The sequence below is a fragment of the Promineifilum sp. (SeqCode) genome (assembly GCF_041918635.1).
GTDB lineage: Bacteria > Chloroflexota > Anaerolineae > Promineifilales > Promineifilaceae > Promineifilum.
This window is the reverse complement of sequence record NZ_JAYRVJ010000233.1, coordinates 1-6,841: the sequence shown is the minus strand read 5'-3', so window position 1 is coordinate 6,841 and position 6,841 is coordinate 1. Positions and strand designations below refer to the sequence as shown.

Sequence of the window (6,841 nt, the reverse complement as noted above, 5' to 3'; positions counted from 1 at the left end):
GACCTCATCCGGGCCGAATGGGTTCCCGGCACGCAGGACATCTACACCAACTTCAGCCTCTACTTCGACGGCTCCGACGTGGGCCTGACGACGGCCGGCGAGCGCATCGACGCCGTCTACGTCCTGGAGGTGCGCGACACGCCGGCTGCCTACTCCTGCGCGCGCATGGCCCTCATCAGTACCGTCGGGGCCTATCGCGTGCCCGACGGGGCCGGCGGCTGGCTCTCCGGCGGCGGCGAGGACGTGCTGGCCTTCTGCGGCAGCCGCTTCGGCGCGGACACAGCCGGGACGTGGTTCCCCTACCACGATGGCTCGGCCGAAGGGCTGCCGCGCAACGCCCTCATCGCCCTGGCCCATGAGGAGACGCGCAAAGGGTTCGACCGCTTCAACTTTCTGACCCAGGGCGCGTTCGCCGCAGACCGGGCAAACGGCAGCCACTCCGAGGTGTTCGAGTACTTAGGCCATAACGGCCAATACCGCGTCCCGCTATTCAGCTTCCCCGACCGCGCCGGGACGACCGACCGGATCGACAGCTTCCACATCTACTATCGCACCGGGCCGGGCGTGCCCCCGACTTCGACCCCGCCGCCCTATCCGTATCCATAAGTGGCAGGGGAGCGGGGGAGCAGGGGGGCGGGGGTGCACCCGCCCCCCTGCTCTCCCGCTCTTTGTCCCGAATTTATCCCCGATATAGAGTGACCGTGCCGCGAATTGTGGTACGATAGAGGGTATCAGGCGGTCAGCCAGGCCCCCGCGCCGGCAACCGCTCCACCTTTCCCTCATGGATCGAGCAATTCACAGATGACCAGCTTGTCGTGGATACGCCGCTGCGGAACGTGCGTCATCGGCGACATCGGTGAAATCTGTGGCTGCTTCTTCCGTCAACAAAAGGATGTGAACCCATGGACAAGCAAACCCTGATCGACCACCTGAACCACGACCTGGCCGAAGAGTTGGCCGCCGTCATTCAGTACACCACCTACGCCGCCAAAGTGACCGGCCCCTACCGGCCCCAGTTGGAGCAGTTCTTCCTGGCCGAAGTGCCGGACGAGCAGCTGCACGCCCAATTCCTGGCCAACAAGGTTGTCGCCCTGGGCGGCGAGCCGACGACCACCCCCAGCGCCGTTAAGGTCGCGGCCACCAACAAGGAGATGCTCCAGGCCGTTCTGGAGGCCGAGACCCGCGCCGTGAAGGGCTACACCGAGCGCGCCGAGGAGGCCGATGCCTTTGGCGACGTGGGCCTGAAGGTGCAGCTAGAGGACATGGTGCGCGACGAGACGGGCCACCGCGAAGAGACGGAACGCATCCTGCGCGACTGGCCGCTCTGATCAATTAGGAATTAGGAATGATGAATGCAAGCGCCTGGGCTCTTGATTTCCAATTTCATAATTCCTAATTCCTAAGTGCTCCTGGCCCCGTCGTTCAGTTCTCCACGACGAGCCACAGTCCGCCCACCGGGTGGCGCGTTTCCGCGTCATACTGCGCCACTTCGACCACATGGAGATCGCCGGGCCGGGTGTCGGGATTGCGCACCACGGTCAGGACGGCGCGTCTGGCCTCGCCCGGTTCCAGTCTGACCTCCGTCATCACGCGCGTGGTGGGTTGCTGCCTGTCGGCCACATCGTGGGCCAGCTCCGGCAGAACGCCGAAATGGACGCCGCGCGCCTCCCGGTCAACCGGATCGCCAATAGTCAGCGCGAAGTTGCGCAGCGGCCTGTCGTCGAACTGGGCGAAGCGGCAGCCCACCTGCGCCCGCAGCATGGCCAGGTTCTCGGCCGCGGGTTCGACCTGGTCAACACGCAGAAAGAAGGTGCGCGCTTCCGGCAAGGGATTGACCACCATGAAGCCGAACGACATCGCTTGCGTTTCCTTAGGCAGCGGGACGACGTGGAGATTGCGCTGGGCGACGTGCCGGTCGTTGGCCACGTCGAAGATGGCCGGGTTGACGTAGGTATCGTTGGGGATGATCAGGCTACAACGCGCCAGCATGCAGCGATGGGTAGGGCCGGGCAGGGGGGTCCAGCTCAGCACGGCATCGTTCGTGCTGGTGGGGGCGACGTCAATGTAGACGCCGCCGACGTAGACCGCCGTTGCCGGTGTCCAGCCGGTCGTGGGATCGGCCACAAAGGCATCTACCCAGACGCCGATGGCTGGCAGGCCGCCGCCGTTGCGCACCGTGATCCGTACCTCGTTCGCCACGCCGGCCTGCGGGTCGTCGCCCGGCATGCCGCCGGGCGGGATCACCGTGATGTCGGGGCTTAGCCACTGGGGGGGCGCGGATGGTTCGACGCCCGTGTCGGCTACGTTGTCGCGGATGTAGAGATACGTTCGGCCCTCGAACGGCCGATCTTCTGGGTTATCATCATCATGTCCGCCTGGTCTATCGAACATTACGCACCTCCCCTACGACAGATATGAGTCTTCGACCGGCACGGGGTTGTTCGGTTCGACGTTGGGCGGGTCCTGGGCGCGCCACGTTTTCCAACCATAGCCCCGGTCACCATCGAGGTTGAAGTCGGGCATGACCGCCGGCTGGTTCAAAAAACGGAGGATCAACCGGGCGCTGAAGTTCATGCAGTTGCCGAACTGCGCCGTGCTCCACGTGCTCTGGTCAACTTCGTGCGTCCAGGCAGGGTCGCCCGTGGTTCGCTCGTTGCAGTCGTTCGGCGTGAATTTGCCATCGGCGACGCTCAGATCGTATGGCCCCCTACAGTCGTAGAGCGCCTCGATTACCGGGTCGAACGCAAACGAGCCGGTGATGAAAGCCTCCGGGAACACGCCATAGAGCGGCAAGGGGAGCGCCTCGGTGAAGGGTAACTCCACCGGGGTGGTGGGGTAGCGGAAGTGGTGCTCGGTGGATTTGAGCGTATTGACGTCGAACAGGTAGTGCTCAACCTGCTTGTGGGGATAGACGCAAGGGCTGACGAAGCCGCCGCCCCCGGTGAGGCTCACAAAGCTCGTGTTCAACAGCGCCCGCCGCCACGGTTCCTTCAACAGGTCTTGCGGTTCGGGCATGAAGTAGCCCCCCAAAACGAGCGTGAACCGCAGGTTGTCGTAGATCTGATAGACGCCCTTGTGGGCCTGGTAGAGCAGCCACTTGAGCAGCGCCAGGGCTTCGGTGATGGGCAGGAGGGCGATGTCAACGATGTGGGTCACTATCCAGGTGATGGTATACAGAATGGTCTCCAGCAGCCATTTGACGAACTCCAGGATGGCAGCGAAGATAGCCAGAATGCTGAAGCCGCCACCGCCGCCGCCACCGCCACCGCCGCCGCCGGGAAAGGACGGCAGGCCGCTGACGTAGTCGGTGACCAGGCCCGCGGCGGCGCTGCCCGGCGGAGGAACAGGGGTGGGCGGGTGCATAGAGCCGAAACTGGTGACGCGCTTGAACCACATGAGCCAGAGGCGGTAGGTGTCGTCGAGGTCGTCGAAGCTAAAGGTGACGGGGTGGGGCATGCCGCTGTAGACCTCGTCCATCGCCTGCAGGATCATGCTGCCCAGTTCCGGCGGCAGTTTCTCGTCGGGAAACGCACACAATCGGTAGTAGTAGCTGCCGTTGATGGCGTTGGAGACGTAGGTGTCATCGGAAGTCAGGTTGAGGCAGGCGATCGTGCCCGGACTGTCCGGGTAGAAATTGCGGGCATAGGCGTCAATCCAGTTCTCGACCAGCTTGTGCCGTTTCCAGTGCATCCGGTAGGGCCCGCCGACGATGCTGTTGACGAAGGGATGACCGACGACGTCCGTGCCGATGTGGCTGGCATAACCCAGCACGTAACGCTGCAAGTTCTTATCCCCGGCGGCCGTGGCGATGTCCCACAGCCGCTCACAGAACTGCCCCGTGCGCCGATAGTGGAGGAAGTCGAACCAGTACCACTCATTTTCCGGAGCGCCGGACTGGACTTTGGGGTAGAAGGGGTAGAAGAGATCGATGTTGCCGGTTATCACGCTGCCGATGGCAGTCATGGCCGTGGTGCTGATAGCGTCAATGAGCGCGCCCAGGTCACCGAACACGCCGGCGAAGAAAGTCTCATCAATGAAGGTCGTCACGTCGTCAATCGCGTCGGCGATGGGTTTGACGTTCTCTTCGTAGAACTCGATGAATGGCTCCAGCGCATCGTAGGCGTCGAAGAGGAAGTTGGTCAGGTCGCCAAGAGGGCCAGGGTACTCGCGCATGGAAAAGAACAGGAAGTCGGGCCCCATACTGCCAAATCCGGCGTAAGGGCTACACGGGTCGGTGGCCAGCAAGTCCGCCAGATCGGGCGGCTGTTTCATGGAAATGGCCGTGCGGCGCAACCGCTCGGCCAGACGCTGCTGGACGATCAAATGCGTAATTGGACCGGGCATGAACATCGCTCCTGGTCATGCATTACACCCCTCGCGAATGCATGACGATAACCGGCTGGTCGACTGGCGGGTCGCAAATATGGTAGCCTGGTATGCAATGTAACGATGCTGGCAACGTGTGCCAGACATGATAGCTGAGAAAATTCGGCAACTCAATAAAGCAAATTACCTATCATCAGCCACAGGGGTTGTCAACTGCTTGCACTGCGCCGTGACTGTGCTACACTAGCATTCCAGTGTGCGCGAAGACTGACATACTGGCCGCGGCGCGAGACGCCGCAACACCTTCCCGCCCCGGCCACTTCCCGGCCCGGCGAGAAGGCGATCTACTCACCCCTTATAGCCTGATCCTTTTGGATCAGGCTTTTTTTTGCCGGGTGGCAGCGGAGCAGGGGGGCCGGGGAGCGGGGGAGCGGGGGAGCAAGCCTTCCCTACCCACGCCACGCGCATCTGAGGATGCGCACTCCATAAGCGTGGCGCTCTCCCCTGCCCCCCTGCTCCCCCGCTCCCCCGCGCCTCAGGAGACCCTATGACCGACCTCATCCTCCCCGGCCTCATCGACGTTCACACCCACCTGCGCGTGCCCGGCGGCGCGCACAAGGAGGACTTCGCCACCGGCACGGCCGCCGCGCTGGCCGGCGGGATCACGCTGCTGCTGGCGATGCCCAACACCAGTCCGCCGCTGACTACGCCGGCCGCCCTGGCTGCGGCCCGCGCCGCCGCCGCGGCCGACGCCCGCTGCGACGTGGGCCTGTTCGCCGGCGCCGCCCCGGCCGACATCGACCAGTTGCCCGCGTTGGCCCCCGACGCCGCGGCCCTGAAGATCTACCTCAACGACACCTTCGGTCGCCTGCGCGTCGATGACCTGCCGACCCTCGTCGCCTGCTTCCAGACCTGGCCGCGCGAAAAGCTCATCGCCCTCCACGCCGAGAAGCAGAGCGTGGCCGTCGCCATTGGTCTGGCGGCCATCTACGACCGCGCCGTTCACATCTGTCACGTCAGCCGGCGCGAGGAGATCGAGCTAATCGCCGACGCCAAGGGGCGCGGCCTGCTCGTCACCTGCGAGGTGACGCCGCATCACCTGTTCCTGAGCCAGGCCGACGCCGCCCGGTTGGGCCCGCTGGGCGACATGCGGCCGGTGCTGGGCGCGGCCGACGACGTGGCCGCGCTGTGGGCCCACCTGAACGACACGGTGGACTGCATCGCCACCGACCACGCCCCCCACACGCTGGAGGAAAAGCGCTCCGACGCGCCGCCGCCGGGCGTGCCGGGGCTGGAGACGAGTCTGCCGCTGATGCTGGCGGCCGTGGAGGACGGCCGCCTGTCGGTCGAACGGCTGACGGCGCTGATGCACGACAACCCGCGCCGCCTCTTCGGCCTGCCGCAGCAGCCAGACACGCGGGTGGAGGTGGACATGACCCCCTACACCATCCCGGCCGGCGGTTGGCAGACCAAATGCGGCTGGACGGCTTTCGCCGGGCTGCGGGCGGGCGGGCGCGTCCGGCGCGTCGTCCTGCGCGGGCAAGTGGTTTATGAGGATGGCGCGGTGCTGGCCGCGCCCGGATCGGGGAAAGTCTTATAGGTTCGTAGTCAGGCGATTCATCGCCGTTCTCCTCGTAGCGCAGCCATTCCTGGCTGCGTTAGACCCCACAGCCAGGAATGGCTGCGCTACGGGCGCGAAGAACGGCGATGAATCGCCTGACTACGAACATCAAAACCGTAAGGAGATAAGATGATGCAAACGCTAAAACTAAAGCCTCTGTTCAATCTGGAAGAGTTGGAAGCCCGTCTGGGCAAGAACGGCCACGTCGGCAACGGCATGACCGGCATGGACATCCTTTCCGTCGACCAGTTCGACCGCGACCGGCTCGACTACATCTTCGGCCGCGCCGAGGAGATGCGCGAGATGGTCAATCGCGTCCATGGCGTGGACTTGCTTAAGGGGCGCGTGCTGGCTTGCCTCTTCTATGAGCCGAGCACCCGCACCAGCGCCTCCTTCATCGCCGCCATGGAGCGGCTGGGCGGCAGCGTCATCCCCATCACGCAGGGTGTCCAGTTCAGTTCCGTCAGCAAGGGCGAGACGCTGGCCGACACCATCCAGACGTTGGAGCAGTACTCCGACGTCATCGTCTTGCGCCACCCGGAGATCGGCTCGGCCCGCCAGGCGGCCGAGGCGGCCCGCATCCCGGTCATCAACGCCGGCGACGGCCCCGGCGAGCACCCCACCCAGGCGCTGCTCGACCTGTTCACTATCAAAGAGGAGATGGGGCGCATCAACGGCCTGAAGATAGCCATGGTCGGCGACCTGCGCTTCGGCCGCACCGTCCACAGCCTGACCAAGCTGCTGCTGCACTTCGACGTCAGCCTGCGCTTCGTCTCGCCGGAGATTTTGCGCATGCCGCTGAAGATCATGAACGAGGTGCGCGACGCCGGCCTGAACGCCCGCGAGACCCACGACGTGGCCGACGTCATTGAGAACGCCGACGTGCTCTACGTG

Annotated in this window: 6 protein-coding genes; 4 read left to right on the top strand and 2 right to left on the bottom strand. The window is 64.6% G+C overall.

The features are described 5' to 3' along the window. Positions 1 to 606: hypothetical protein (locus tag ACE3UY_RS08010; RefSeq protein ID WP_374687020.1), on the top strand; the 606-nt coding region annotated here is incomplete at its 5' end. 296 nt (positions 607 to 902) lie between these two features. Beyond that, entirely contained in the window at positions 903 to 1,328 is a 426-nt protein-coding gene (locus ACE3UY_RS08005) for a bacterioferritin (protein WP_374687019.1), read from the top strand. A gap of 94 nt (positions 1,329 to 1,422) precedes the next feature. Here ACE3UY_RS08005 and ACE3UY_RS08000 read toward each other — a convergent pair whose 3' ends face one another. Together ACE3UY_RS08000 and ACE3UY_RS07995 are read right to left on the bottom strand one after the other, a co-directional pair. Beyond that, the gene (locus ACE3UY_RS08000) at positions 1,423 to 2,391 is read right to left on the bottom strand and encodes a hypothetical protein (RefSeq protein ID WP_374687018.1); all 969 of its coding nucleotides are present in this window, start codon (positions 2,389 to 2,391) and stop codon (positions 1,423 to 1,425) included. A gap of 12 nt (positions 2,392 to 2,403) precedes the next feature. Next, entirely contained in the window at positions 2,404 to 4,344 is a 1,941-nt protein-coding gene (locus ACE3UY_RS07995) for a hypothetical protein (RefSeq protein ID WP_374687017.1), read from the bottom strand. A gap of 529 nt (positions 4,345 to 4,873) precedes the next feature. Here ACE3UY_RS07995 and ACE3UY_RS07990 point away from each other — a divergent pair. Together ACE3UY_RS07990 and pyrB are read left to right on the top strand one after the other, a co-directional pair. After that, positions 4,874 to 5,926, top strand: a complete 1,053-nt coding sequence (locus tag ACE3UY_RS07990) for an amidohydrolase family protein (protein WP_374687016.1) — start codon at positions 4,874 to 4,876, stop codon at positions 5,924 to 5,926. Between the two features lie 150 nt (positions 5,927 to 6,076). Further along, a partial coding sequence (gene pyrB / locus ACE3UY_RS07985) for an aspartate carbamoyltransferase (RefSeq protein ID WP_374687015.1) occupies positions 6,077 to 6,841 on the top strand: 765 nt, incomplete at its 3' end.

Excerpts from the sequence above, each read along its gene's own strand:
- ACE3UY_RS08005 (WP_374687019.1), top strand. The coding sequence starts at position 903 with ATGGACAAGCAAACCCTGATCGACCACCTGAACCACGACCTGGCCGAA.
- ACE3UY_RS07995 (WP_374687017.1), bottom strand. The coding sequence starts at position 4,344 with ATGCCCGGTCCAATTACGCATTTGATCGTCCAGCAGCGTCTGGCCGAG.
- ACE3UY_RS07990 (WP_374687016.1), top strand. The coding sequence starts at position 4,874 with ATGACCGACCTCATCCTCCCCGGCCTCATCGACGTTCACACCCACCTG.
- ACE3UY_RS08000 (WP_374687018.1), bottom strand. The coding sequence starts at position 2,391 with ATGTTCGATAGACCAGGCGGACATGATGATGATAACCCAGAAGATCGG.